The 24,586-nt window shown below is 42.0% G+C and carries 21 protein-coding genes; 4 read left to right on the top strand and 17 right to left on the bottom strand.

Going from position 1 to position 24,586, the window contains the following annotated elements; all coding sequences use genetic code 11:
* Positions 1–40: 40 nt before the first annotated feature.
* Positions 41–1,147, top strand: coding sequence for a DUF917 domain-containing protein (locus tag EJ103_RS14190; protein WP_126008258.1), 1,107 nt, complete (start codon positions 41–43; stop codon positions 1,145–1,147).
* On the opposite strand, the gene EJ103_RS14195 is transcribed toward EJ103_RS14190, so the two are convergent.
* Both EJ103_RS14195 and EJ103_RS14200 read right to left on the bottom strand, forming a co-directional pair.
* A complete protein-coding gene (locus EJ103_RS14195) occupies positions 1,144–2,055 on the bottom strand; it encodes a hypothetical protein (protein WP_241232280.1) in 912 nt (303 codons plus the stop codon). The genes EJ103_RS14190 and EJ103_RS14195 overlap by 4 nt on opposite strands.
* Positions 2,056–2,132: 77 nt before the next feature.
* Positions 2,133–3,317, bottom strand: a complete 1,185-nt coding sequence (locus EJ103_RS14200) for an NAD(P)/FAD-dependent oxidoreductase (protein ID WP_029774315.1) — start codon at positions 3,315–3,317, stop codon at positions 2,133–2,135.
* Between the two features lie 328 nt (positions 3,318–3,645).
* On the opposite strand from EJ103_RS14200, the gene EJ103_RS14205 reads away from it, so the two are divergent.
* On the top strand, positions 3,646–5,772 hold the full coding sequence (locus tag EJ103_RS14205; RefSeq protein WP_126008262.1) for a S8 family peptidase: 2,127 nt from the start codon (positions 3,646–3,648) through the stop codon (positions 5,770–5,772).
* A gap of 44 nt (positions 5,773–5,816) precedes the next feature.
* On the opposite strand, the gene EJ103_RS14210 is transcribed toward EJ103_RS14205, so the two are convergent.
* The 7 genes from EJ103_RS14210 to rplU all read right to left on the bottom strand — a co-directional run bounded on the left by EJ103_RS14210 (position 5,817) and on the right by rplU (position 11,504).
* Positions 5,817–6,290 carry a peroxiredoxin gene (locus EJ103_RS14210; protein ID WP_126008263.1) on the bottom strand — a complete coding sequence of 158 codons (474 nt, stop codon included), beginning with the start codon at positions 6,288–6,290 and terminating at the stop codon, positions 5,817–5,819.
* Positions 6,291–6,360: 70 nt separating this feature from the next.
* On the bottom strand, positions 6,361–8,286 hold the full coding sequence (locus EJ103_RS14215) for a methyl-accepting chemotaxis protein (RefSeq protein WP_126008265.1): 1,926 nt from the start codon (positions 8,284–8,286) through the stop codon (positions 6,361–6,363).
* Positions 8,287–8,610: 324 nt separating this feature from the next.
* A complete protein-coding gene (locus tag EJ103_RS14220; RefSeq protein WP_126008266.1) occupies positions 8,611–8,988 on the bottom strand; it encodes a DUF3718 domain-containing protein in 378 nt (125 codons plus the stop codon).
* Between the two features lie 78 nt (positions 8,989–9,066).
* Positions 9,067–9,558 carry a type 3 dihydrofolate reductase gene (gene folA, locus EJ103_RS14225; RefSeq protein WP_126008268.1) on the bottom strand — a complete coding sequence of 164 codons (492 nt, stop codon included), beginning with the start codon at positions 9,556–9,558 and terminating at the stop codon, positions 9,067–9,069.
* A 72-nt stretch (positions 9,559–9,630) separates the two neighbouring features.
* Complete coding sequence (gene cgtA / locus EJ103_RS14230) at positions 9,631–10,782, bottom strand: Obg family GTPase CgtA (protein WP_004587923.1); 1,152 nt, start codon at positions 10,780–10,782, stop codon at positions 9,631–9,633.
* A gap of 136 nt (positions 10,783–10,918) precedes the next feature.
* Complete coding sequence (rpmA, locus tag EJ103_RS14235) at positions 10,919–11,176, bottom strand: 50S ribosomal protein L27 (protein WP_004587922.1); 258 nt, start codon at positions 11,174–11,176, stop codon at positions 10,919–10,921.
* Between the two features lie 16 nt (positions 11,177–11,192).
* Complete coding sequence (rplU, locus tag EJ103_RS14240) at positions 11,193–11,504, bottom strand: 50S ribosomal protein L21 (protein WP_004587921.1); 312 nt, start codon at positions 11,502–11,504, stop codon at positions 11,193–11,195.
* Between the two features lie 421 nt (positions 11,505–11,925).
* Between rplU and ispB the strand changes: the two genes are divergently transcribed.
* Complete coding sequence (gene ispB / locus EJ103_RS14245) at positions 11,926–12,897, top strand: octaprenyl diphosphate synthase (RefSeq protein ID WP_054982281.1); 972 nt, start codon at positions 11,926–11,928, stop codon at positions 12,895–12,897.
* A 94-nt stretch (positions 12,898–12,991) separates the two neighbouring features.
* Here the strand turns inward: ispB and mdh are convergent, their stop codons facing one another.
* A complete protein-coding gene (mdh, locus tag EJ103_RS14250) occupies positions 12,992–13,924 on the bottom strand; it encodes a malate dehydrogenase (protein WP_004587919.1) in 933 nt (310 codons plus the stop codon).
* A gap of 225 nt (positions 13,925–14,149) precedes the next feature.
* On the opposite strand from mdh, the gene argR reads away from it, so the two are divergent.
* Positions 14,150–14,617, top strand: coding sequence for a transcriptional regulator ArgR (argR, locus tag EJ103_RS14260; protein ID WP_004587918.1), 468 nt, complete (start codon positions 14,150–14,152; stop codon positions 14,615–14,617).
* Here the strand turns inward: argR and EJ103_RS14265 are convergent.
* From EJ103_RS14265 to aceF, 7 genes are all read right to left on the bottom strand, one after another.
* Positions 14,614–15,513, bottom strand: coding sequence for a Dyp-type peroxidase (locus tag EJ103_RS14265; protein ID WP_126008271.1), 900 nt, complete (start codon positions 15,511–15,513; stop codon positions 14,614–14,616). The two genes, argR and EJ103_RS14265, sit on opposite strands and share 4 nt — an antisense overlap.
* A 43-nt stretch (positions 15,514–15,556) precedes the next feature.
* Complete coding sequence (locus tag EJ103_RS14270; protein ID WP_055252690.1) at positions 15,557–16,603, bottom strand: ABC transporter ATP-binding protein; 1,047 nt, start codon at positions 16,601–16,603, stop codon at positions 15,557–15,559.
* On the bottom strand, positions 16,604–18,235 hold the full coding sequence (locus EJ103_RS14275) for an iron ABC transporter permease (RefSeq protein ID WP_055252688.1): 1,632 nt from the start codon (positions 18,233–18,235) through the stop codon (positions 16,604–16,606).
* Positions 18,235–19,239, bottom strand: coding sequence for an extracellular solute-binding protein (locus tag EJ103_RS14280; RefSeq protein ID WP_055252686.1), 1,005 nt, complete (start codon positions 19,237–19,239; stop codon positions 18,235–18,237). The genes EJ103_RS14275 and EJ103_RS14280 overlap by 1 nt, the downstream gene beginning before the upstream one ends.
* 775 nt (positions 19,240–20,014) lie before the next feature.
* On the bottom strand, positions 20,015–20,701 hold the full coding sequence (locus EJ103_RS14285) for a tRNA-uridine aminocarboxypropyltransferase (RefSeq protein WP_055252683.1): 687 nt from the start codon (positions 20,699–20,701) through the stop codon (positions 20,015–20,017).
* Between the two features lie 373 nt (positions 20,702–21,074).
* On the bottom strand, positions 21,075–22,502 hold the full coding sequence (gene lpdA, locus EJ103_RS14295; RefSeq protein WP_126008273.1) for a dihydrolipoyl dehydrogenase: 1,428 nt from the start codon (positions 22,500–22,502) through the stop codon (positions 21,075–21,077).
* 174 nt (positions 22,503–22,676) lie between these two features.
* Positions 22,677–24,584, bottom strand: a complete 1,908-nt coding sequence (aceF, locus tag EJ103_RS14300; RefSeq protein WP_126008275.1) for a pyruvate dehydrogenase complex dihydrolipoyllysine-residue acetyltransferase — start codon at positions 24,582–24,584, stop codon at positions 22,677–22,679.
* Positions 24,585–24,586: the final 2 nt, after the last annotated feature.

The raw sequence follows: 24,586 nt of genomic DNA on the forward strand, positions 1-24,586 counted from the left end.
TTTTGGGGATGGGTATGAGTTAACCAATAGCGATACACACATGCAAATTCTTAATCGTGACCAACTTATTGATATTTTATACGGCTGCGCCATTTTAGGCACTGGCGGCGGCGGTGAGTTAAGTGAAGGCATTGCCTATATTGACGAAGCACTCGCACAGGGTAAAAGCTTTAAACTAATTAGTGCCGATGAAGTCCCCGCGGGTGAGCTTGTTTGTACGCCTTACATGTTAGGCGCTATTTCTGCTTTAAGTGAACAAGAAGAACGCGCTTATGAAAACTTGCCCCGCAGCACTAAGCACGCTATTTTAGCCGCTTACCAGCGCACCCTTGAATACACAGGTAACGATGCTATTTATGGCACTATTTGTTGTGAGCTTGGTGGCTCAAACACCGCGGTATCGTTTTACTTAGCTGCAATGTTTGACGGCTACATTATTGATGCCGACCCCGCTGGGCGCGCAGTACCGGAGATCACCCATTCAACCTATTATTTAAATAACTTACCCGCAGCGCCCATTATTACCGCGAATGAATTTGGTGAGTGCTTTATTTGCGAAAATGTAATGGATGACTTACGCGCCGAAACAGTCGTGCGAGCACTGGCTAAAATTAGCCGTAACGACATTGCAGCCATTGATCATATTTTACCTATTGAGCAAATGAAAAACGCGGTTATTCATGGCACCATTAGTAAAGCCCTTAAACTCGGTAAAGCAATGCGTGAAGCCAACGAGCAGCACGCTAACACCGCACACATAATTGCCAAGCACGGCGGCGGCTTTGTTGCCTTTGAAGGCGAGGTAAGCACATTTGAATTTAACACCGTAGAAGGGTTTACGTTAGGCGAAGTAACAATTAAAGGGTTAAGCGAGTTTATAAATAACAGCTACAAAATAACGGTTAAAAACGAAAACATGGCCGCGTTTTTAAATGATGAAGTGCACGTAACTATTCCTGATTTAATATGCTGTATTAACAGCCAAACAGGCACACCCATTACTAATCCTAATTACGCGGTAGGCATGAAAGTAGCCGTTGTAATTTTACCAGCACCAAAGGAATTTACAGGCCCTAAAGGTTTAGAAATATTTGGCCCGCGTTACGCAGGCGTTAACACCCCATATAAAGCAGCGATTGCAAATTAATTATTGCTAAGGGCGTGCTGCAGCTTGCTATACAATGCAGCATGGCCTTTACCAAACTCGGTGGCGTTTCTATCAATGCGACTAAGCCATTCTTTCGCTTGTACCTTTTTACCTATTTGTAAATATACCTGCGCTAAACGTAAGCTATAAATAGCATGGTAAATGCTTGAGGGCTCAGTAAATTTGAATGCGGTTTTATAATAATTTATAGCTTCTAAATACTCTTTATTTTGCTGATAACTGTACGCTAAGTTACCGCTAGCAATCACTATTTTAGCAGCGTGGTTGGTGTTTTTTATGGCGTTATAGGCCATTAAATTACTTTTTACTGCGTGCTCGTATTGCTGCCACTTTAAGTAAATATGCGCTTTGTTAATGTGCAGCTCTAAATGAAAAATAGGATCGTTATTTTTTGCAAAGCGCTGCTCGGCATCTCTTAGTAATCGCATCGCTGCTTTTTTACTACCAAACACATAGTGTAGGTTAGCCAACTCCACTAATCTTAAAGGGTCACCAAAAGCACTATATATCCCGTCTAACTGGGTAAACGCTTTAGCGGCATACGTTTTAGCTTCTGCTTTTTTGCCAATATAGTTAAGTGCTTTCGCGTAATAAAAATACATTTGTAGCTTAAATACATCGGGCAGCTTATCTTGCTCTAAAAAAGGAGTAATAGCGTTGAGTAAGTTTTCGAACTGTTGGTAGTCGTAGTAGTAATCAAATTGGTAGGTTTTTATTTTGTACCACTGTACAGGGTTATCTTTGACTTCATTAAGGCGCGTTTCTATATAAGTTAAACAGTGCGTTTTGGGCTGTTGCAAGCAAAACGCTTCATGATCGCTGTAGTTTTCTGATGCTAATGCATTAAAACTTGTAGCGACAATACTTAACAGCAAAAATATACGCACCAATATTGCACTCTTTAAAATCACCTTAATTAAGAGTGTAATATTTTTATCTCATCTATCACAATACGCTGAAATACTTATGCATATTGCCCACATGCAAACCCACAGCTCCACGCATACTGGAAGTTGTAGCCCCCAAGCCAGCCCGTTACATCGGTTACTTCGCCTATAAAATATAAGCCTTTGGCTTTTTTAGCTTCAAAGGTTTTAGAGCTCAGCTCATCGGTATCAACGCCGCCCAAAGTTACCTCGGCGGTACGATAGCCCTCTGTGCCATTAGGTTTTATTTGCCATGCGTGAATATAGCTTGCTAACTCATCTATTTGAGCATGGGTAAGCTGATTAATATTACAATCTGGAATTGCTTTGCTGTCGTGCAGTATGTCTATAAAGCGTTTGGGTAAAATAGTCGCAAGGCTGTTTTTTAATGATTTTTGAGCTTGTGTTTCTCGCCAATCAGCCAGTTGCTGTTTTAAATCGAGATCAGGGAGCAAGTTTATGCTTACTGCCTGCCCTGCTCGCCAAAATGAGCTTATTTGCAATATGGCAGGCCCCGATAAACCTCGGTGAGTAAACAAAATATTCTCTTTAAATACAGTGCCGTCTTCGCTAGACACTTCGCACGGTATACTAATTCCTGAAAGCCCTTCAAAGCGTTCTTTATCGTGTTGATGCAAAGTAAATGGCACAAGCGCCGCCATGGTAGGTAGTACGTTTAAGCCAAACTGCTCTGCAATTTTATAACCTATAGGAGTGGCGCCCAGCTTGGGCATTGTTAAACCGCCCGATGCGATAACTAGCGATTCACAAGTCAGTGTTTCTTGCTCAGTGGTAACACGGTAGCCAATATCGGTTTTAGCCACATTTAACACTTCGCTGCGCAATTTAATATTAACACCAGCCCACTCGCATTCGGTAAGTAGTATATCGACTATATCTTGCGCGCTGTTATCGCAAAACAATTGGCCTAAGGTTTTATGATGGTATGCCAAGCCGTGGCGGTCCACCAGCTCAATAAAATCGTGTTGGGTATAGCGGCTTAAGCACGATTTAACAAAGTGAGGGTTACTGCATAAGTAGTTTTCTGGACTGGCATTTTCATTGGTAAAATTACAACGCCCACCACCACTTATTAAAATTTTTCGACCAGGCTTTTTGCCCATATCAAGCACTGTAACGCTACGCCCGCGATAACCTGCTTGTGCTGCACTCATTAATCCGGCTGCACCTGCGCCAATCACAATTACATCTACTTGATTCATTACTTCGCCCTACTCAAAAATTTGCCCGATTATAGCAAAGTTTGTTTAAACACTCTGAATAGAATTTATTATTAAATTTATAGCAACAAATGTAACCGAGGCTAGTTATGGCTTTTCTAAACAGTGTAAAAATAACAATCCTTTATGCTTATTTTTGTTTTGTATGATAAATACTAAACAACGACAAAGGCACCGTACACCTAGGTTATAACTAAAAGAAATAGGTACATAAGCAATTATTATTTTAAAGAAATTAACAGATCATTTACCTTTGTTTCTGTTTCGTAATTTAATATTACGAACTAACTAATAACAACTAGGGATAATTATGACAACAAGTAAATCATTTAAGCGTTGCGCTATCGCGCTCACTATTAGTACGGTATTTGCAGCATCTGCAAGTGTTGCTCAAGATGTGTCTACCTCTATGGCAGAAACAACAGCCAAACTACAAAGCCAATCGGGTTTTGAAACTCAGTTTATTATTAAGTACAAAAATAGCGCGAACGATATGCTAAGCATTTCGTCTGCTGACGCAAGCCCTGCAAATATGAAAAAGCGTGCTCAACGCTTTGTAAAAAATTTCGCTTCTAAAAAAGGTAAAGTAAAAGCGAAGTACATCCGTGCAATGGCGCTTAATAACCACCACGTTATGCGCGCAGATAAAAAACTAAGCGCTGCAGAAGCACAAGAATTTATGCAAGAAATGGTTGATTCTGGCAATGTTGAATACATTGAAGTGGATCAAATGTTAAAACCATTTGCAACGCCTAACGACCCTCGTTACGGCGATCAATGGCACTACTACGAGCAAGCGGGCGGCCTAAACTTACCAACCGCATGGGATACTGCAACAGGCAGTGGCGTAGTGGTTGCGGTACTTGATACTGGCTACCGCCCTCATATTGATTTAAATGCTAACATTTTACCGGGTTACGATATGATCTCTAATCTATCGGTAGCTAATGATGGCGGCGGTCGCGACAGTGACGCACGCGATCCGGGCGATGCTGTAGCCGCTGGCGAATGTGGAAATAACGGCGCACAAGGCTCAAGCTGGCACGGTACGCACGTAGCAGGTACGGTTGCGGCTGTTACTAATAACGGTGAAGGTGTTGCCGGTGTGGCTTATGGCGCTAAAGTTGTGCCTGTACGTGTACTTGGTAAGTGTGGAGGTTTAACATCAGACATTGCTGATGGCATTATTTGGGCATCTGGCGGAAGTGTATCGGGCATTCCTGCCAACTCAAACCCTGCTGATGTAATTAATATGAGCTTAGGTGGCAGCGGCTCGTGTAGCTCTACCACACAAAACGCAATTAACACAGCACGCAGCAACGGTGCAGTCGTGGTTATTGCTGCCGGTAATGATAACGATAACTCAGCAAACTATAATCCAGGTAACTGTAGTGGCGTTGTTAATGTTGCCTCTGTTGGACGTAACGGCGGACGAGCATATTATTCAAACTACGGTAGCAATATTGATGTTGCAGCGCCGGGCGGCGCACAAAGCTTTGCAAACGACTCTGAAGGCGTTTTATCAACCTATAACTCAGGCTCGTCTACACCTTCAAGCGATAACTATGCGTTCTCTCAAGGTACATCAATGGCGGCGCCTCATGTTGCTGGTGTTGCAGCCCTGATAAAGCAAGCTAAACCAAATGCTACCCCAGATGAAATAGAAAGCATTTTAAAATCGACCACCCGCTCATTCCCAGCAACGTGTACAAGTTGTGGTACAGGTATTGTTGATGCAGCAGCCGCTGTAGCCGCAGCAAGTGGCGGTACAACACCTCCTACCGGTGGCGATAGCGAACTGACAGATGGCGAAGCTAAAACAGGCTTAAGCGGCGCTGCAAGTTCACAAGCGTATTACACGATGACTGTGCCAAGTGGTGCAACGAATGTTACATTCACAATGAGTGGCGGTAGCGGCGATGCAGATTTATACGTACGCGCAGGCAGCCAACCAACTACCTCAAGCTACGATTGTCGTCCGTACAAAGGCGGTAATAGCGAAGAGTGTTCTATTGATAACCCAACCGCTGGTACATACCATGTAATGCTTCGTGGCTACTCGGCTTATTCTGGCGTTAGTTTAGTGGGTAATATTACAGGTGGTTCTACAGGTGGCGGTTCAACTACACCAGAAGCCGGTGGCGGCACGGTGAGCGATGTAACGGCTACAACAGGTAACTGGAAGCACTACACTTTAGATGTGCCAGCAGGAATGAGCACATTTACAGTCACCACCTCAGGTGGTACAGGTGATGCTGACTTATTTGTTAAGTTTGGCAGCCAACCTACTGCATCTAGCTACGACTGTCGTCCTTATAAAAACGGCAACGCAGAAACATGTACGTTTAGCAATCCGCAAGCGGGTACGTGGCATTTAAGCGTTAACGCTTACAGAACCTTTTCGGGTTTAACATTAAGTGGCCAATACCAGCCATAATTAAAAGGCCCTAAGTGCATGCACTTAGGGCTTTAATAATGCGATTATAGTTTTTCTAACACAGACTCTGCACGACTTACTGAAAACTCTTTGTCTTTTTCAACAAACAGCCCTGTTACTACATTATCGTCGACTATCATTGCATAGCGCGTAGAGCGTGTTCCACCAAAACTGCCGGTGTCTTTATCAAACCCTAACGCTTTAGTAAAACTGCCATCGCCATCTGCTAACATATCGATTTGTTGGGCATTTTGAGATTCTCCCCACGCTTTCATTACAAAAGCATCGTTAACCGATACACAGTAAATTGCCGCAATACCTTTCGCTTTAATTTTATCACTAAGGGTTATAAATTCAGGTAAATGCGCATTTGAACAGGTAGGCGTAAATGCACCCGGTACAGCAAAAAGCACAACCTTTTTACCATTAAAAAGCTCAGCGTTAGTATGAGTTTGCATGCCTTCGTCTGTTAGCTGCGTTAATGTAACTGCGGGTAACGTTTGACCTTGTTCAATCATGATAAATCCTTAAAGCATTTGATTAATGAGCCTACAGTATAACGCTAATTACCTTTGTGTTAGCAGGTATTTACAAGCCAAGGTTTACTTTTATGGTTTGCATTTGCTGTTGTAACTGGCTATGAATATCGTCAACAAGTAAGCTTGATTCGCTTACTTGGCCTTTCATACTTTGCATTGACTGGCTAAAGTTATCTAGCAAATTACTTTGCTGTTTAGCCAGCTCCATGGCCTCAAATGCCACTTTGTTGGCTTGCTGAGCGTTATCGGCCACGCCCTCTGAGTTTACTTTTAGCTCTTGCGCATTTTGTGTTTGCGACTGCGCGCCATCTGCTAAGGCCGCAATTTGTGTAGATACTGTGCCCGACTTTTCGCTCAGTAGTGTGAGCTGCTCATTAATATCGCTCAATGAGCCTTGAGTCTGACGGGCAAGCTGGCGTACTTCATCAGCTACAACAGCAAAGCCTCGGCCATGCTCGCCAGCACGTGCTGACTCAATTGCTGCATTTAACGCTAGTAGGTTTGTTTGATCGGCAATATTGCGGATCACTTCAATAATTTGCCCAACGCCTTCAACCCCAGCAAGCAGCTCTTGTAGGTTTTGCATACTTTGCTCAACCCGTGTTTGCGTGTCTGAACTGGCACTTAGCATGCTTTGTGCAAAGCCTAAACTTTGCTCCATTGCACTAAAAGTGTGTTGGGCGTTATCAGCCACTTGGGCATTAATATTATTTACCTGCTCGCCAATTTGTTGAATATCAGCAAGCAAATGTTGGTTTTGCTCCACTTGCCCATGACTTGTAGACGCTTTTTGACTAATAGTTTGTAAATGCTCACTCATTTGCTGCATAAAATCATTTACCACTTTTAGCATTTGGGCACGCTCTTGCGCCTCTTTGCGCTGTCGTTCAATTAATAAATTAAAGTAACTGGCTATTTCGCCAACCTCTGTTTTTGGGTTCTTACTTTCAATGTTTTTAAGCTCGTTACTTTCAATTAAAAAGGCAAACCCGTCTCTGAGTTGCCTTAATGGGTTGAGCACTTGGTTACGCTGCACAATATAAACCCCTGCGGCTAGCATCACCAAAGCGCCAATAGCAAAGCAAAATACCCAAAATACGTTTTCTTTAAGCGCCCCTTGTGCATGTTTTAGTTGCTGCTCTGCATTAATAACGGTTTTAGAGAGCAAGCTAATTTGCTCACGCAATTCATTGGTGCCGGCTTCACGTTGCTGGGCTTGCGCTAATGTACTGGCTAAATCACGGGGGTAGCGGTTAGGCCAGCTGGTAATTTCAGATTTTATTTCATCGGCCAAATCTTCAGCTTCTTCGTCAAAAAATAAAGCATCTTCGTCAACTTCGCTCATAACACCTAAATTAGGGAGTTGCTCTATTTTGGCTGCTAACCCATTTAAATTAGCAATACTTTGCTGCAAGCTTTGTTCAGTATTGTTGTCGTAACTTACGATTAGTTGATAAGTAAATAAGGCAAGGTTGGTCACCTCATTATAGTAATCTGCGCCCAGTGTGTAATAAGCTTGCGCATCGCTATTTTGATTAGGGGATTTTTTTGCATAACCAATCAATGACGAGGCTGAGCCGGCCATTTGGCGAATTGCATTATCAAGTAACGCCGTTTCGTTGCCCGACAATTTACCCAGCGCTCTGTACTTACCTTTAATATCGGTATCTAACGTGCTGAGCTGATCATTTAATTGCTCGGCAAGTACCGAAGGGAGTACTGCGAGTTGCTGTGTTTTTACTTGTTCAATTAGGGCTGATGATTGATTTAAGTATTGGCTATCACCTTGTTCTAGATAACTGCCTAGGTCACCGGCTAAATCCACTAAAATCGTGTTTTTTAATTTACTGTATGCGCTGTCTTGTTGCTCAAGCTTAAGTAAAGTTTGGCTTGCCCAAAATAGTGTGATGGCTAATAAAATACTTGCCAATGTTAACAGTATGGCTAACAGCCGAGTAAAAGATGATACGCGCATAAATAACAACCCCTATTGTTTAAGCGCGTAGACTATTAACTATTTATGACAATTTTATGTAACTCAGGGAAAACACGTATATTTGCCCCAAATATACGAGTAAAGGCTTAGCGAATACAGCGCCTTTATTAAACCAACCGACTTAAATTTATATGCTATTAAAGATAAGAAACGCGGGTTAATTACAAGGTGAGAGTTTCATCACGTAAGGTTCAAATTAAAATAGGCTTAATACAGCTATCACCATTACTAAAGCGCTGCGTATTAGCTAACGCCAGGCACAAAAAAACCGCGACCCGCGCGGTTTTTATTTTATTGTGTTAATTAAAGGCCAGCACGGTCTTTAATTACAGCAATTAACGGTGAGCCACCGTGGCCATTGCCTTCGGCCCATGCTATATCAGCGCCATCAGACAGTGCGCTTTTTGATAAGTTTTTAACTATGTACTCGCCCGAGTCAACAGCGTTACTAACTACAGCATGGCGAAGTAAATTATTACCATTACATTGAATAGCATCGTAAATATTGCGAATTTTTACACGTGAGCTTTTTAGTTTACTACGTAAACGGTTTTTATCATCAGCTGTGATATATTCACAAATAGATACTGCTAATTGATCATTGGCTTTAGCAGGCACAGTATACATTAACGAACCAGCAGCAACGGCTGTAATAACAATTAGCTTTGACAATTTAAACATGAAACACCCTTTATGGTACTTTTTACCTATGTTGATTGTCTAATATTGTACCAACCTGCTGTAAGTTTCGCAATAATGTTAATCTTTTTTATATAAAGTTACGAATTTATAACTATATTGATTCTTTTCATCGGGTTTATTTGCGTGTTCGTCGACGTTTTCCCACGTTGCTACCGCTTGGTAATCTGGAAACTGCGTATCCCCTTCAACCTCTAAATCTATAAAGGTTAAATATAAACGATCGGCACTTGGTAAAAACTGCTGATAAATATTACCACCGCCAATTATCATCACCTCTTCTTCGGCTTTAACCAGCTCTAGCGCAGCCTCTGGGGTGGTGACCGTCTCAATACCTTGAGCGCTATACTGGCTATTACGGGTAATAATTATGTTGCGACGCCCAGGTAAAGGGCGACCTATCGATTCAAATGTTTTACGCCCCATAACGACAGGTTTGCCTGTTGTTACCTTTTTAAAATGCTGTAGATCGGCGGGTAAATGCCACGGCATTTTATTATCAAGACCAATTACACGGTTGTTTGCCATTGCGGCGATCATTGAAATTATCACATCAAATACCTAGTACTTTATTCTTAAAAAATAAAAAAGGAGCTTATGCTCCTTTTTAAAATATGTTTTTTATTAACGCTCGTAGACCACTTCTACATCGTAGTCGTCTTCATCCCAGTCGTCCCAATCATCATCATCGCCTTTGGTTGCTTTTTGATGGTAGGTATCCCACTTGAACTCAACTTCTTCGTCTTCAATCTCAACGAACTTCTCTTTAGGCATGCTATCAAGTAATGCCATAATATCGTGAATTAATGGCTGAGTATTAAGCTTATTGACTGCTGAAATACGGTAAACGTTTTCTTCTTCACCTAGCTCTTGCGCAATTTGCTCACACAAAGCTTGCGCTTCATCTTCTGGTAATAAGTCTATTTTATTAAACACTAACCAGCGTGGCTTTTCAGCAAGCTTAGGGCTGTATTGGTGTAACTCGTTAATAATGGCAAATGCATTATCAACAGGGTTTGAACCATCAACAGGCATAACATCAATCACGTGTAACAATACACGACAACGCTCTAAATGCTTCAAAAAGCGAATACCTAGGCCAGCACCGTCTGAGGCACCTTCAATTAAGCCCGGAATATCGGCTATTACAAAGGATTTGTTAGCCTCTGGGCGCACAACCCCTAAATTAGGAATTAGCGTGGTAAACGGGTAATCAGCTACTTTTGGCTTTGCTGCCGATACACTGCGAATAAACGTTGATTTACCTGCATTTGGCAACCCTAATAAGCCTACATCGGCAAGTAGCATAAGCTCTAATTTAAGGTTACGAACTTCGCCTGGAGTACCTAACGTTTTTTGACGTGGAGCACGGTTAGTACTTGATTTAAAACGTGCATTCCCCAAGCCATGGAAACCACCTTTTGCAACCACAATTTTTTGACCATGCTGCGTTAAATCGCCTAACGCCTCTTGAGTGTCAACGTCGGTAATACGTGTACCAACAGGTACTTTTACTACCAAGTCTTCGCCCTTTTTACCTGTACAGTTACGGCTTTGACCATTCGTACCACGCTCTGCACGGTGAAAACGCTCAAACTGGTAATCAATTAGGGTATTTAAGTTTTCATCAGCTTGTAGATAAACACTACCACCGTCTCCACCGTCACCGCCGTCCGGGCCACCGTCTGGTACATATTTTTCTCGACGGAAAGACACGACACCGCTGCCGCCGTCACCAGCTTCTGCGCGAATTTCTACTTCATCTACAAACTTCATGATTACTCACTTTAGGGATTGGCTTTAATTTAACTATTATATACCCAAGCCAACGTAAATGCAGGCTTGGGTATATATTTGACGTTTCTGAAAACAAAAAACCCCGCAAAGGCGGGGTTTTTTACTACCTTACTGATTACTCAGCTACGATAGTTACGTATTTACGGTTTAAAGGACCTTTTTGTTCAAATTGAACTTTACCGTCTGCTTTTGCGAAGATAGTGTGGTCTTTACCGATACCTACGTTTGCGCCAGCGTGGAAACGAGTACCACGTTGACGAACAATGATGCTACCCGCTAGAACTGATTCGCCACCAAAACGCTTAACACCTAGGCGTTTGCTTTCTGAATCGCGACCGTTACGAGTACTACCAGCTGCTTTTTTATGTGCCATTTCTAAGTACCTCTAATTAAGCGCTAATGCCAGTGATTTTAACTTCAGTGAACCATTGACGATGGCCCATTTGCTTACGAGAATGCTTACGGCGTCTAAATTTAACAACCTTAATCTTCTCACCGCGACCATGTGAAACAACCTCAGCTGTTACTTTACCACCGTTTACGAACGGTACACCGATCTCGATTTTCTCACCATCAGCAACTAAAAGTACTGAATCAAATTCAACTGCTGCACCAGTTTCAACGTCTAATTTTTCAAGACGAATCGTTTGACCTTCAGTCACACGATGCTGTTTACCACCACTTTGGAAAACCGCGTACATAATTAACTCCGTCTGTGCGCCCTCAAATCGACGCAACTAAAATATTCTTCGATAGGGCGCGAAGTTTACGCTAATGCATAAAAACTAGCAAGCCTATTTTGTAATTAAAATGAATAAAAAGTAGCTGCATTGAGAGCAATTCAATATTTCCCCCATTTTATATTAAATTGCCCTGTTGCCAAGCGCTTTTTAGTGCAAAGACAAAATAAATTTACGTGTCGCTATGCCTACTCCAGAACCCATTGACTGCGCAATAAATAGTCGCGCTTTGAGTGTGAAATATACAATTAAATACCCTAATTAAGCGCTAATTAAGGTTTTTAACTCGGTTTTTTTAATGAATCGTCACAAAATATCGAGCTAGTGCTTTTTTTGTTGTACAATCGGCGCCGTTCACACATAAAAATTGGCTCGGAGATCAATGGATATAAAAGCTATCCAGGCGTTAATCGAAAGCGATATGAATGACGTCAATCAACTTATACACGCGCAAATGCGCTCAGATGTGGCGTTAGTCAATCAACTTGGTTTGTACATCGTTAACAGCGGCGGCAAACGCGTACGCCCGATGCTGGCAATATTGGCAGCAAGAGCTTTGGGTTACCAAGGTAAAGATCACATTACTTTGGCAACGATTGTTGAATTTATTCATACTGCAACACTATTACATGATGATGTTGTTGATGAATCTAACCTGCGCCGTGGTACACCAACTGCAAATGCCGAGTTTGGTAATGCTGCCAGCGTGCTGGTTGGGGATTTTATTTACACCCGCTCGTTTCAACTTATGGTGGGGCTGGGCAAAATGCAAATTATGCAAGTGCTTGCTGATGCCACCAACGTGATTGCTGAGGGCGAAGTATTGCAACTTATGAATTGCAACGACCCTAATACCACCGAAGCAAGTTACATGCAGGTTATTTACTCTAAAACGGCTAAATTATTTGAAGCCGCTACAGGGCTTGCGGCTATTATTACCGAGCAAGATAACAGTGTGTTAGATGCGCTTAATTTATATGGTATGCACTTAGGTACTGCTTTTCAGTTAGTTGATGACGTGCTTGATTACAACGCAGACGCTGACCAATTAGGTAAAAATATTGGTGATGATTTAGCAGAAGGTAAGCCAACCTTACCGCTAATATATGCGATGAAGCACGGCAGTGATCAGCAAAGAGCCCTTATTCGTGATGCCATTGAGCATTGCAATGGTATGGATAACCTTGAGGCTATTTTAACGGCACTTAAACAAACCAACGCACTTGAATTTACAATGCAAAAGGCGCAGCAAGAAGCAGACAAGGCCATTGCCTGTTTAGACTTTTTAGCAGAGTCGCAGTACAAGCAAGCGTTAATCAGCTTAGCGCGTATAGCTGTAGAGCGAGATCACTAACTTTGCAGCCTCCCTTAATTAGTATTTAAGGGCCATAATTTTCGAGCAATAAAAAAGCCTGCATAAGCAGGCTTTTTTGTGCATAACTTGGCTATTATGCCATGAAATCAACACCTTCTTTGATGTCTTTTTTCAGAGTTTCAAGCATGTCGTTTTTAGCTTTTTCTTCAAATGCGCTTAGCTCGCCGTAAGAAAGAATTTCTTCTACGCCGTTTGTGCCTAAACGTACTGGGTGAGCAAAGTACTCTGCATCGCCATTTTCAACAGCAACGTATGCGTAATCTACTACGTCTTCACCTTGTAGGCCTTTAACTAAAGACATACAAAAACGTGCTGCAGCAGCACCCATCGATAATGTAGCTGAACCACCGCCCGCTTTAGCATTTACTACTTCAGTACCTGCATTTTGGATACGTGGAGTAAGTGTAGCTACTTCTTCTTCAGTGAAGCTTACGCCTTCAACTTGAGAAAGTAGAGGCAGAATGGTTGTGCCAGAGTGGCCACCAATTACTGGTACTTTAACGGTTGCTACGTCTACGCCTTTAAGCTCAGCAACAAATGCTTCTGAACGAATTACGTCAAGCGTAGTGATACCAAATACGCGCTTAGCGTCGTAAGTACCTGCTTTTTTGAATACTTCAGCAACAATTGGCACAGTGCCGTTTACTGGGTTAGTGATAACACCCACTAACGCTTTAGGACAGCTAGCTACAATGCCTTCTGCTAATGTTTTGATGATACCTGCGTTTACGTTAAATAAATCCGCACGATCCATACCTGGTTTACGTGGCATACCCGCTGGGATAAGTACGATATCACACCCTTCAAGCGCTTTATTTAAATCGTCTGCGCCAAAACCTGCTACTTTAACATCTGTAGGGATGTGAGATAGGTCAACCGCAACACCTGGTACAACTGGTGCAACATCGTAAAGTGATAATTCAGAACCAGCTGGTAAGCCTGTTTTTAATAATAAAGACAACGCTTGACCGATACCGCCTGCAGCACCTAATACAGCAACTTTCATTGGAATTCTCCGTAATTTGAGGTAGGAAATATTTGTGGCTCTTAAGATAATGAAATTAGCGACTAAAAACAAATTTATCCTGCTTATTTCAGGTATATTTTCGACCATAGTTGTAAACTTTGTTGGTTTATCGCAGCAAACTGGCAAGTTAACTAAACAACTGCTGCATAATTATTCATTTTTGTGTAGAATTTGCATTATAAATAACAAAAATGAATAAAGACTATGCAACCACAAGACAAACAAGAAGCGCTGGTAAAAGCGTTTAAAGCACTTTTAAAAGAAGAGAACTTTGGCTCGCAAGGCGAAATAGTCGAAGCATTAAAAGAGCAAGGCTTTGACAATATAAGCCAAAGTAAGGTGTCGCGCATGCTTAGCAAGTTTGGCGCTGTGCGTACCCGTAATGCTAAACAAGAAATGGTTTATTGCCTACCCGCAGAAATGGGCGTACCGACTGCTAAAAGCCCACTACGCCAGCTTGTTATTGATATTATGCATAACGAAATGATGATTATTATAACCACCAGCCCAGGCGCTGCGCAGTTAATTGCCCGCTTATTAGACTCACTAGGCAAAGCGGATGGTGTATTGGGCACAATTGCCGGAGATGACACTATTTTTATTGCGCCAGCAAAAATATCTGAAATAGACATTACACTAGAGCGCGTACGTATTTTATTTGATACGGTTTAAAGCTGTTTTAAAAAACTAACTGACGGCGCAAAAAACGCTGAGCCCATATCGGCTTGAGTAAAATCAAGCCAGTGGTCGTAACACTCCCCTTTTCCTATGCGGCTGTTAAGTACCTTTTCAAACGCATTCCCCGATGCTGAGCATGTAATACTTAGCATGCCTTGCTCGTAAACATCGCCATACGGCATGCTTTGGTTAAGCAGTATAGCTTGGCCGCTCTCATCTTTTAGCTCACTTCTAGTCGCGTGGCTAGTATCTACCTTAGGCTCAATTAAAGTGTTATCTAAACGCGTGCGCCCCATAATATGCTCTTGCTCGCTTAGTGATAAATGCTGCCATACACTCAGGTCATGCTTATAACGCTGTACATGAATATAGCTGCCTTGGTGTTCAAAGCTGTCGGGGTTATTAACCAGTGCCGTGATTCGTTTTTGGCGTCCATGTGGGGTGTCGCCTGCATAAATAAAGCCGTTAAAGTCTCGCCCATCTAAAAACCTAAAATTGCGAATTTGTTCAACTAGCTCTACATCGGGCGAAAACAACTTTAATATTTGCAATGCAAAAAGGTGATTAACATCTTCTCTGTCTGAGCGGATTTGTATGAATAAATCACATGGCTGTACGCGCATAACAAAATCACTGTGATTTATATTAGGAAAGCTTTGCAGCTCGCTTGGGATATATTCAGGTAGTATATGCGGCCAATATTGCGCGCCTATAGCCACCATGCACGAAAGCATGGCTTCGGAGAACTGATCACTAAACTCTTCTTCAATTGCGCTTACGCGCTTAAGCTTTGCACGCAATGACTCGTCTTGACCATCAAATACATTAAAAAATAAATGCAAACCGTGTAAGTTTGCTTCAGCACAAATCCCAGATTGCGCTTGCGCCATTGTTATTCCTTAGCTTTATAAAACACAGCGAATAACACATTTGTTATGATTCGAAAAAATTCACCGTGTGAGGTTTTATTTTTATTATAACCTGCTCATTTATTTCAAATGACTGGCCATATTGTGCGGCAACTTCAATCTCTTGCTCTGCAATTACAACAGTGAAAACATAAGCCGAGCCTATAAACCGACGGCTTAAAATGCTCACACCTTGAGGGTTATCGGCCTGCGTATTTTGCGCAAGCTCAATATGGTGTGGACGAATATACACCTGCCCTTTTATTGCACTGTGCGTATGCTCATGCTGCGATTGCACGACACCAAAAGGCGTTGCGTATTCAGTTGCCGTTAACACTTCTGCGACTAAGTATATGCCCTGACCCAGAAACTCTGCAACCTCCTTTGTCTTTGGCACGGCAAAAAGCTGCTCTGGTGTACCTTGTTGGGCTATTTTTCCTTGGTGCATAATGGCTAGCGTGTCTGAAAACGCAAAGGCTTCTTCTTTTGAGTGGCTAACAAATACCGCAGAAACCTGCTGCGCTTTAATAATGCGCCTAATATCAGCAATTAACTCAAAACGTACTTGTGTATCTATGTTCGAAAAAGGCTCATCAAGAAGCAATAAACTAGGCTTATAAGCCAAAGCCCGCGCAATAGCCACGCGTTGCTGCTGGCCGCCCGAGAGCTGATGAGGGTAGCGTTTTGCACACCCTGTTAAATGCACTAGCTCTAGCATTTCCTCTACCCGTTGCTGTTTTTGAACTTTGCTTATTTTACCCAGCCCAAACGCAATATTATCGGCCACACTGAGGTGCGGAAACAAGGCATAATCTTGAAACATCATCCCTATATTACGATGCTCTGGTGATACAAATGTATGCTTATCGCTTACACATTTGCCATCTATAAATACGCTACCTTCATTTATTTCAATAAGGCCAGCAATTGCTTTTAAGGTGGTTGTTTTACCGCAGCCGCTGGCCCCGAGCAAACACACAATTTCGTCTTGACCCACCGTTAAATCTAAATTGTGTAGCACGTGCGTGCCACTGTAGTGATAACCCACACCTTGTAAATTTAAACGGCTCATTTAACTGCGTTGCTCCATAGAACGATTAATAAAATACAAGGGGATCAACCCAACCAAAACAATAAATAAAGCGGAAATAGAAGCAAGCTCAAGCTGCTCATCGCTCACATATTGAAATACATGTGTGGCTAAACTTTCAAAGTCAAAAGGCCTTAATAGTAATGCGGCTGGCAGCTCTTTCATACACTCAATAAATACAAGCAATGCAGCTGTTAAAAGACCTCTACGTAATAAAGGAAGGTGCACTAAGCGCAGTGTTTGCCCTTGGCTTTTACCCATAGATTGGCTAGCCATATCCAGTGATGGACTAATACGTACAAAGCTCGATTCTATAGCACCGTGCGCAATGGCATAAAAGCGCACTAAGTAAGCCAGTATAATAGTGACAATGCTGCCGGTTAGTAATAAACCTATATCTAGGTTGTAGCCCTCAAGGACTGTATTTATTGAGTTTTCTAATGCGCTAAGCGGTAATAACACAGCAATAGCCAGAACCGTACCTGGCAGTGCATAGCCGGTGCTCGCTAAACGACCAGGTATTAAAGAATAGCCTTGCTTTGCCACACGCTGATAAAAAACGATTAGTGTAGCGAGTACTATGCTGATTACGCTTACAGTAATAGCTACTTTTAAACTTTGCCACGCGTAACTAAAAAATGCCGTGTTCCAGGCTTTATCAAAGTAAGTTATTGCATAATTTAGCAATACCAACATAGGTATAATAAAAGCAATGAGTAAAATAACACTGCAAAATGACGTAGCCAGCCATGCATGTTTACCTTTAAGTTTATACAACGACTCGCTATTAACACCTGATTGACGCTCAAACACGGCTTGGTTACGCCGACTAAAGCGCTCCGCCATTAAAGCTAAAAACAGCAGTAACAGCATAACGCCCGATATTTTCGCTGCAGCCGTGAGTGAGTAATAACCAAACCATGTATCGTACACTGCGGTGGTTAAAGTGCTCACTGCAAAGTAACTTACCGTTGCATAGTCGGCCATGGTTTCCATGCTTATGAGCGCAAGGGCTGCCACAATTGAGCCACGAGAAAGCACTATACTTACCTTAAAAAAGCTTTGCCAAGGCGATAAACCCATTAATTGACTAGCTTGCACTAACTTAAATGACTGCTCTCGCAATGCGGTTTTAAAAATTAAAAATAAATACGGATACAGCACAAGTGCAATCATTACAATAGCGCCGAGCAAAGTGCGAATATCAAAAAACCAATAATCCGTTGGCGAGTGCCAATCAAACCAGTCTCTTAGGGCTATTTGCACAGGGCCAGCGTAATCTAGCAAATCGGTATACACATAAGCTATTAAATAGGTAGGCATTGCAAGGGGCAGCATAAGCGCCCATTCAAATTGCTTTTTTCCGGGGAAGGAGCAATACGCACTGAGCCAGCCAAGCGGTAGCGCAATTGCACAGCTAAGCAGGCACACGCCAAAAATAAGCAGTACGGTGTTAGTAATATAATCCCACAGCACGGTATCCCACAGATGAGAAAATACCTTTGAGTCGCCTTGTAAAGATTCATATATCAGAAAAAACAGCGGGGCCGACAATAAAAGCCCTGTCGACCAAGCAAAGAGCTGCCATTTAGACAGCTTAAATATAAAATTCATTAAAGGTCGAACTTCACCTCATCTATTAGCTTAAGGGCTAACGGACGATATTTACTGATCTCATCAAGTGCTAGGCCGTCTTCTTTAAAGCTTCCCCAAGAGGCCACTAAACTTGATAGCTCAACGCCTTGCTTAACCGGGTACTCCATATTTACTGAGGCATACATATTTTGTGCTTGGGTTTCGCTCATAAACTCAATAAGCTTAAGGGCATTATCAGGATTTTTTGCATATTTAGTAATGACAGCACCCGAAACATTTATGTGTGAGCCGCGATTTTGCTGATTAGGAAAATTAATATAAACAGACTCAGCCCACGCTTTTTGCTCGTCGTCTTGAAGCATTTTGCCAAGGTAGTAACTATTACCTAAAGCAAGATTACACAAACCTTCTTTTACCGCTTTTACCTGCGCGCGATCGTTCCCTTGTGGCTTACGTGCTAAATTAGCTTTAACACCTTCTAACCATGTTTTAGTTTTTTCCTCACCGTGATGAGCAATCATCGAAGCAACTAAGCCAAGGTTATAAGGATGCTTGCCAGAGCGTGTACAAATTTGTCCTTTGTACTGTGGGTTAGCCAAATCTTCGTAGGTGAGTTCAGGTAATGCACCTAGGCGCTCTTTTGATGAATACACATTGCGAACCCGCTTAGTTAATGCCACCCACTGCCCGTCGCTATCTCTATACGACGCAGGAATATTGTTTTTAATGCGATCACTTTTAATACTTTGCGTTAAATTTAGATCTTCTAGCTGAATAAGTGCACTAAAATTAGATGTTAATACTAAATCGGCTTTACTGTGTTTTCCTTCACGCTTAACACGCTCTATTAACCCTTTTTTTGCAAAAACCACATTCGTTTTAATGCCTGTTTGCTTAGTGAAGTCGGTTAAAATAGGTTGAATTAAAAACGGTTGACGAAAAGAGTAAATATTAACAACATCGCTCGCAAACGCAGGCGAAGCGCTAATAATACAAGTAAGTATAGCCAGTGCAGTTCTCATATCAATTTACCTAAATAGTAATTATTTACAGGGGATTTTATCGTGATAAGTGAAAATATACACTCTTTACATAAATGTAAATAAGTAATTAATGACCAAAAAGGAAATACCGCGTAAGACATCTCTTACAGAGGTGACAGCTAATGAGTAAAAAAACCTATAACAACCCAGTAAAACCAACATAAACCATTGTTTTTATTCGATTTATTATAAACGCTCATTTTTTATAAGTAAATCTATAGCCGTTTTAACCTATTTTAGTTGTACCAGCACGCTACAATTACTACATCAACCAAGCAGTGATGCTTATCGAGTAAAAGGAAATGGACTGCTTACTCGAACAACCAATGATTAGGTTACTACGGACAACACGGAAATTAGGACAGGCTCAGGATGAGTATCGCAATGGATTGTTGCACAAAGGAACGTATCAGGACGATACAGCAAGGATAACAACAGCGGATAGTTGTTTAACAGGATGTGATAGGAATTGAATGGACAGGCCCTTGAGGCAACACAATGGAATTGTAAATTAATGGACTGCACTAGGATGTGCCAAAAGGAATAGGTAATAGTTTTTACCACTACAGGATGTACAGGGATTTAAAGGAGATAGGCCCGGATAGCCTAAATTACATAGAACTAAAAAGTAATATCGTAATCACATGGATAAGTAAAAATTGGAGTTGATTAAGTTCAATTGCAGGATGCAAAATTAGAAGATTCCGCAAGCGCGCCTAGAGATAGAGCGCGCTTTTCTTTGCCTAAAATTAAGTTACTGTGGCCTGCCCTTATTTCGCTTACCAAGTAAGTACGCATCACGAAATTTTATAAAGTGCTGTTCAAGTTTTAAGGCGGCATCTTGCTCACCTGCGAGCGCTAACACCATAATGCCTACCTCAGCAGTGCCTAACTGGTATGCGTGAGGTGCAACGCGTAAACGGTAATCTGATAGTTTATCAGCGGTGATCGACAACACCGGTAGATTATCTAGGTACGGGCTTTTGCGGATCATTTTTTTAGCTTCGCGCCAGGTGCCATCTAAAAATATAAATAATGGCTTTTTGCCAGGTTCAATGTTTACTTCGTTGGTTGCCCTGCCCGGCTCTACATCTTCAGCTGGAAATATCACCATAGGTTGATAATCAGCGTTGTTTAATAAGGCTAATAGCTCAGCGCTTGGTTCTGTTCTGTCCCATCTAAATGCATAGTTGTCAGGGACTATTTCAGCAATTAAACGCCCTGTGTTTGACGGTTTAAAGCTTTCATTATGATACATTAATAAACACACGCCAGCATCGCACTGCGCTTGTTCTACACCCTCACATATACAGTAATGCTTAGCAATTAAACACTGCTCACAGCGATCCATTTTGCCGCCACGGGCATTAAATTCGCGGCGTGATTCGCTAATTTGCTGAGCACGTAAAACTAATACTGAGTTATGTTGGGGATTTTTCAAGAGGGCTATTACCTAAAATTTGTTCGGCGCGTATTGTAGCTAAAATAAAAGGGAATAGATATCAGCTATCAGCTATCAGCTATCAGCTATCAGCTATCAGCTATCAGCTATCAGCTATCAGCTATCAGCTATCAGCTATCAGCTATCAGCTATCAGCTATCAGCTATCAGCTATCAGCTATCAGCTATCAGCTATCAGCTATCAGCTATCAGCTATCAGCTATCAGCTATCAGCTATCAGCTATCAGCTATCAGCTCAAAATAAAAGACGATACCAACAAAAGCTAGTTTTGTTTTATTTTTTTTAATTGGCGCCTATAAAAACAAAAACCCAGCAAAAGCTGGGTTTTTAAAAGTTAAATTAAAAAGTTAAATTACTTCTTCTTTTTAACTGCTTTTTTGTTTGGTAAATCAGTGATTGAACCTTCAAATACTTCAGCTGCAAGGCCGATAGATTCGTTCAATGTAGGGTGAGCATGAATTGTTAATGCGATATCTTCGCCATCAGCACCCATTTCAATACCTAGGCCGATTTCGCCAAGCATTTCGCCTGCGTTAATACCAACCATAGCACCACCAATGATACGACCACTGTCTTTATCAAAGATTAGTTTAGTTTGACCTTCTGTACGAGCAGATGCGATTGCACGACCTGAAGCAGCCCACGGGAATACCGCAGTTTCAATGCTTAAGCCTTGCTCTTTTGCTTCTTTCTCAGTAACACCTACCCATGCGATTTCTGGGTCAGTGTACGCAATTGAAGGAATACATTTAGGGTCGAAGAAGTGCTTCTGACCAGAGATAACTTCTGCAGCAACATGGCCTTCGTGTACCGCTTTATGCGCAAGCATAGGTTGGCCAACTAAATCACCAATTGCGAAGATGTGGTTTACGTTAGTACGTAATTGCTTATCAACATTAATAAAGCCACGCTCATCAACGTTTACGCCTGCTTTATCTGCATCTAAAAGCTTACCATTTGGCGTACGGCCAACAGCTACAAGTACTTTGTCATAACGTACGGCATCAGCTGGAGCGTTTTTGCCTTCAAATGATACGTATAAGCCATCATCTTTCGCTTCAACGCCAACAACTTTAGTTGAAAGCATAACGTTGAACTTGTCTTTAACGTAGCGAGAGTAAATTTTAATTACGTCTTTATCAGCAGCTGGTACTAGTTGGTCTGCAAATTCTACAACATCAACTGTAGAACCTAATGAGCGGTAAACTGTGCCCATTTCAAGGCCGATAATACCACCACCTAATACAAGTAGTTTTTCTGGTACATCTTTAAGCTCTAGTGCGCCAGTTGAATCAATTACACGGTCATCTTCTGGGATGAAAGGTAAGTTAACTGGTTGAGAACCTGCAGCAATAATTGCATTTTCGAAAGTGATAGTTGTTGTACCGTCAGCACCTTCAACAGCTAAAGTGTTGCTGCCAGTAAATTTACCGTAGCCATTTACTACTTTTACTTTACGCATTTTAGCCATACCGTCGATACCGCCAGTAAGCTTGCTTACTACAGAATCTTTCCAAGAACGGATTTTATCTAAATCAATTTGTGGCGCGCCAAACGAAACACCGTGAGATGACATTTCAGCCGCATCATCAATCACTTTAGCTACGTGTAAAAGTGCTTTTGAAGGAATACAACCAACATTAAGACATACGCCGCCTAATGTTTCACGCGATTCTACTAATGTAACTTCTAAGCCCAAGTCAGCAGCACGGAAAGCCGCAGAGTAACCACCAGGACCACCGCCTAGTACAACAACTTGAGTTTTTAATTCGTTGCTCATGCTATTACCTTAAATGTTTGAACGGGACACTGCCCTAAAATTTAACTGCCATGTTTCTGCAAGGCAGAAAATCAGAGCAATTCACAAATAGTGCAAAGATTGTATCATTGCATATAGTAAAAATCCCAGCTAAAAACAACTGGCTGGGATTTGATTTTGTTCATATTGTAGCGATTACATCACTAACTGACGTATGTCGCTCATGTAGCTAGCAAGCGTTGCGGTAAAGCGTGCAGCTAGAGCACCGTCAATCACACGGTGATCGTACGACATAGAAAGCGGAACCATTAATTTTGGTTCAAAGTCTTTACCATTCCACTTAGGTTTCATTTCAGATTTAGACACACCTAAAATAGCCACCTCTGGAGCATTAACAATCGGCGTAAATGCCGTACCGCCAATACCGCCTAAGCTTGAAATAGTAAAACAGCCGCCTTGCATATCAGATGACGTTAACTTACCTTCACGCGCCTTTTTAGAAATATCCATCAGCTCGCGAGATAGTTCAATAATGCCTTTTTTGTCCACATCTTTAAATACTGGAACAACTAAGCCATTTGGCGTATCTACTGCAACACCAATATTGATGTACTTTTTAAGGATAAGGCTTTCACCGTCTTCAGACAATGACGAGTTAAACGTTGGGAACTCAGCAAGTACTTTAGCTACCGCTTTCATCACAAACACAAGTGGTGTGATTTTAACGCCAAGCTTTTTCTTCTCGCTTAACACGTTTTGTTCTTTACGGAACACTTCAAGGCTGGTGATATCAGCTTCGTCAAACTGTGTAACATGTGGGATTTGCACCCAGTTACGGTGTAGGTTTTTACCCGACAGCTTTTGAATACGCGATAGTTTTTTCTCTTCAATTTCGCCAAATTTAGCAAAATCTACTTTCGGCCACGGAATTAAGCCAAGCTCACCACCGCCTGCATTGCCTTTACCAGCAGGTAATTGGCCTGATTCAACTTGCTTAACTAGGTTTTTAACATAGTTTTGCACGTCTTCTTTTACTACGCGGTTTTTACGCCCTGAGCCTTTAACGTTTGCTAAGTTAATACCAAACTCACGCGCTAAGCGGCGAACAACTGGCGATGCATGAGCATATGCGCTGTTGTTTTCAAAACCTTCATCGCTTGCTTTAGCAGCAGGTGCAGCTTGAGCTGGCGCAGACTCGGTTTTAGCAGGTGCTGCTTGCTTTTGCTCAGCCGGGGCTGCTGCTTTTGCTGGCTCACTGCCTGCAACTTCAAAAACAAACACAAGTGAGCCAGTTTTGACTTTATCGCCAGCGGCCACTTTAATTTCTTTAACGGTACCAGCAAACGGGGCTGGTACTTCCATTGCCGCTTTGTCGCCTTCAACGTTTAAGATAGATTGCTCTTCTTCAACCGTATCACCAACAGCAACCATAATTTCAGTTACTTCAACTTCATCATCGCCAATATCAGGCACGTTTACTTCTTTTGTGCTTGGCTCGGCGCTTTGAGTAGTCTCTGCTGGCGCAGATTCTTGCTTTGGCGCATCTGCTGCAGGTGCACTTGAGCCAGCAACTTCAAAAACAAACACTAAAGAGCCTGTTTTTACTTTGTCGCCTTCGGCTACTTTAATTTCTTTTACAGTACCGGCAAAAGGAGCTGGTACTTCCATTGATGCTTTATCGCCTTCAACACTTAAAATTGACTGCTCTTCATCTACGCTGTCACCAACAGCGACCATGATTTCTGTTACTTCAACTTCGTCGTCACCAATATCTGGTACGGTTACTTCTTTAGTTGAAGAACCTGAAGCTTCTGCAGGTGCAGATGCCTCAGTTTTAGCTGGCGCTTCTGGCTCACTTTGTGAACCTGACTCTTCGCCTTCAAAAATCATGATTAACGACCCTGTTGTGACCGTGTCGCCTTCGCTTACTTTAATTTCTTTGACTGTACCTGCTTGCGCAGCAGGTACTTCCATTGATGCTTTATCGCCTTCAACGGTTAGTAGCGATTGATCAACATCTACTTTGTCGCCAACGCTTACTAAGATTTCGGTTACTTCTACGTCATCGCCACCGATATCTGGTACATTAATTTCAATACTCATTG

It is taken from the genome of Pseudoalteromonas sp. Xi13, assembly GCF_003952205.1.
GTDB lineage: Bacteria > Pseudomonadota > Gammaproteobacteria > Enterobacterales > Alteromonadaceae > Pseudoalteromonas > Pseudoalteromonas atlantica.

What these genes read in the sequence shown, in the direction of transcription:
- EJ103_RS14190 (WP_126008258.1), top strand. Translation starts at nt 41, where the DNA reads ATGCAAATTCTTAATCGTGACCAACTTATTGATATTTTATACGGCTGC.
- EJ103_RS14200 (WP_029774315.1), bottom strand. Translation starts at nt 3,317, where the DNA reads ATGAATCAAGTAGATGTAATTGTGATTGGCGCAGGTGCAGCCGGATTA.
- EJ103_RS14205 (WP_126008262.1), top strand. Translation starts at nt 3,646, where the DNA reads ATGACAACAAGTAAATCATTTAAGCGTTGCGCTATCGCGCTCACTATT.
- EJ103_RS14210 (WP_126008263.1), bottom strand. Translation starts at nt 6,290, where the DNA reads ATGATTGAACAAGGTCAAACGTTACCCGCAGTTACATTAACGCAGCTA.
- EJ103_RS14215 (WP_126008265.1), bottom strand. Translation starts at nt 8,286, where the DNA reads ATGCGCGTATCATCTTTTACTCGGCTGTTAGCCATACTGTTAACATTG.
- EJ103_RS14220 (WP_126008266.1), bottom strand. Translation starts at nt 8,988, where the DNA reads ATGTTTAAATTGTCAAAGCTAATTGTTATTACAGCCGTTGCTGCTGGT.
- cgtA (WP_004587923.1), bottom strand. Translation starts at nt 10,782, where the DNA reads ATGAAGTTTGTAGATGAAGTAGAAATTCGCGCAGAAGCTGGTGACGGC.
- rpmA (WP_004587922.1), bottom strand. Translation starts at nt 11,176, where the DNA reads ATGGCACATAAAAAAGCAGCTGGTAGTACTCGTAACGGTCGCGATTCA.
- rplU (WP_004587921.1), bottom strand. Translation starts at nt 11,504, where the DNA reads ATGTACGCGGTTTTCCAAAGTGGTGGTAAACAGCATCGTGTGACTGAA.
- ispB (WP_054982281.1), top strand. Translation starts at nt 11,926, where the DNA reads ATGGATATAAAAGCTATCCAGGCGTTAATCGAAAGCGATATGAATGAC.
- mdh (WP_004587919.1), bottom strand. Translation starts at nt 13,924, where the DNA reads ATGAAAGTTGCTGTATTAGGTGCTGCAGGCGGTATCGGTCAAGCGTTG.
- argR (WP_004587918.1), top strand. Translation starts at nt 14,150, where the DNA reads ATGCAACCACAAGACAAACAAGAAGCGCTGGTAAAAGCGTTTAAAGCA.
- EJ103_RS14265 (WP_126008271.1), bottom strand. Translation starts at nt 15,513, where the DNA reads ATGGCGCAAGCGCAATCTGGGATTTGTGCTGAAGCAAACTTACACGGT.
- EJ103_RS14270 (WP_055252690.1), bottom strand. Translation starts at nt 16,603, where the DNA reads ATGAGCCGTTTAAATTTACAAGGTGTGGGTTATCACTACAGTGGCACG.
- EJ103_RS14275 (WP_055252688.1), bottom strand. Translation starts at nt 18,235, where the DNA reads ATGAATTTTATATTTAAGCTGTCTAAATGGCAGCTCTTTGCTTGGTCG.
- EJ103_RS14280 (WP_055252686.1), bottom strand. Translation starts at nt 19,239, where the DNA reads ATGAGAACTGCACTGGCTATACTTACTTGTATTATTAGCGCTTCGCCT.
- lpdA (WP_126008273.1), bottom strand. Translation starts at nt 22,502, where the DNA reads ATGAGCAACGAATTAAAAACTCAAGTTGTTGTACTAGGCGGTGGTCCT.
- aceF (WP_126008275.1), bottom strand. Translation starts at nt 24,584, where the DNA reads ATGAGTATTGAAATTAATGTACCAGATATCGGTGGCGATGACGTAGAA.